The organism is Phycisphaerae bacterium (genome assembly GCA_035384605.1).
Lineage (GTDB): Bacteria > Planctomycetota > Phycisphaerae > UBA1845 > PWPN01 > JAUCQB01.
On record DAOOIV010000233.1, the window covers coordinates 1 to 2,106 of the forward strand.

A 2,106-nucleotide genomic window follows, 5' to 3' on the forward strand; every position below is an offset into this window, starting at 1 on the left:
GGAAGACCAGGGTTAGCGGCCCGGGCCAGGCTTTCTCCGCCAACCGGCGTCCGAGCCCGCTCAGCCCGGGCACAAAACGTTCCACGGCCGATCGGGAACCGATGTGAACAGTGAACGGCTTGGTATCGGCCCGCTGCTTCACCGCTCGCAGGCGGGCCACCGCGTCCGGATCCGCGGCATTGGCGCCCACGCCGTAGACCGTCTCAGTGGGGAAAACCACCAAACCGCCCGCGGCCAGGCATGCCGCCGCCTCGCGCAATTGGGCCCCGCAGTCTGCACTTCGATCGATTTTGATTAACCGAGTGTTCATGCGTTTCGCCAACAAGAGCGAGGCGATTATCAAGATCACCGGAAGAACTGTCAAGAAAGCTGCAGGCCTTTCCTGAATCCTTGTGCACGAGTCACTACCACGTGCGGAATGGCGTCCTTTGAGGTATTATCCGGATCTGTGAAACGACTTTGCGCGGAGGTTCATGAATGTTTCGACGTGCCTTTTGCATCGCGACGGCGTGTACGACAATGACCCTTGTCGCACAAGCGGCCGAGACAGCCCCGGCATCGCGGCCCGTCGTCTGCGAGAAAGCCGACGGCTACCGCGGCATCTGGTCCGCTGGGGGCGAGTTGCCCGGCGAGTACAAGTACCAGTTCAGTGGTGGGCTGGCCACGTTTTCGCCGCAACACGTCCCGATGGCAATCCACGCCGACAAACCCGACAAGACTTTCTTCGTCTACGGCGGCATGCCGGCCGACGGCCACCAGATCGAGGAAAACCGACGGTTGCTGATCATGGTTTCCTGTTTCGACCACCAGACGGGCACGGCTGCCCGTCCGCGGATACTTCTGGACCGCCAGACGGACAACGCCTTTGAGAACCCGACGCTGAGCATGGACTCGGTGGGTCGCCCGTGGGTTTTTGTGGGCTGCCACGGCACGGCCAGGCCGTCCTACGTTTTCCGCAGCACCGAGCCGTACTCCATCGATTCATTTAGCTTGGTTGCCGAGACAACATTCTCCATGCCCCAACCGTGGTACCTGGAAAAACAAGGCTTCATTCTGGTTCACACCCTACATGACGGACCGATCAACCGGCTCTGCGCGATGACCAGCAAGGACGGCATGTCGTGGTCGCAGCCCAACGTTCTTGCGTCCATCGAGGCCGGTCACAACCACGTCAGTTGGCGATATAAGGACAAGATCGGCATCGCATTCGACTACTGCCCCAGACAGGGAGCGGGCAACGCTCGCACCAATCTCTACTACATGGAGACTCGCGATGCCGGCAAAACCTGGGTGAACGTCAAGGGAGAAAGACTTGACCTGCCACTCAGCACCGTCGACAACAAGGCTCTGGTCCGGTCGTATGAAGACACCCGACGGCTGGTCTACGTCAAGGATCTAACCTTCGACGCGCGGGGCAACCCGATTATTCTTTTTCTCATCGCCAGGGGGTATCGGCCGGGACCCCTGAGCAGCCCCAGGATCTGGACGACAGCCCGGTGGCGAGGCCGCGATTGGGAATTCGCCGGCGTCATCCGATCCGACAACAACCTTGAAGCCGGCTGCCTGTTCATCGACAGAATGGACCGCTGGTGGCTGATCGCCCCCACCGACAAGGGGGCGGCGCCCTTCTATCTCGGCGGCGAGGTGGTGGCATGGTTCACGCGAGATCAAGGAGCCTCGTGGGCCCGGTGGACCTTCACTGAGAAGAGCGAGTTCAACCACACCGGCGTTCATCGGCCTGTGGACGCAAGCCCGGGCTTCTGGGTGTTCTGGGCCGACGGCGACGCCCGGCAGCCCTCGCCGTCACGTCTCTACTTTGCTGACCGCGACGGTATCGTGTACCGCTTACCGACTCAGATGACGGAGGAATTCGAAAAACCGGCCGTCATGCCGATCCCCTCGGCCCGCAGACCGGCAAGAACTTCAGTCAGCGATCCAGCTACTGAGGCAACCACGCAAGAAGAGTAGCGTCTGCACGCGTCTTCCCGTGAACCGCCTATCCAAGCCGACGTAGGCCAAAGGATCACAACCGGGTCGGGAATTCACCGGAGCTATATCCGGCCGGAGGCAGGGAGGCAGTGTCAACTCCTGTGTAAATTGCTCCGG

2 protein-coding genes are annotated in these 2,106 nt (G+C 61.2%); one reads left to right on the top strand and one right to left on the bottom strand.

Annotated features, from left to right (window positions below; all coding sequences use genetic code 11):
• Positions 1-310: Sua5/YciO/YrdC/YwlC family protein (locus tag PLL20_22190; GenBank protein HPD32710.1), on the bottom strand; the 310-nt coding region annotated here is incomplete at its 3' end.
• Between the two features lie 167 nt (positions 311-477).
• On the opposite strand from PLL20_22190, the gene PLL20_22195 reads away from it, so the two are divergent.
• On the top strand, positions 478-1,968 hold the full coding sequence (locus PLL20_22195) for a BNR-4 repeat-containing protein (protein ID HPD32711.1): 1,491 nt from the start codon (positions 478-480) through the stop codon (positions 1,966-1,968).
• Positions 1,969-2,106: the final 138 nt, after the last annotated feature.

What these genes read in the sequence shown, in the direction of transcription:
- PLL20_22195 (HPD32711.1), top strand. Translation starts at nt 478, where the DNA reads ATGTTTCGACGTGCCTTTTGCATCGCGACGGCGTGTACGACAATGACC.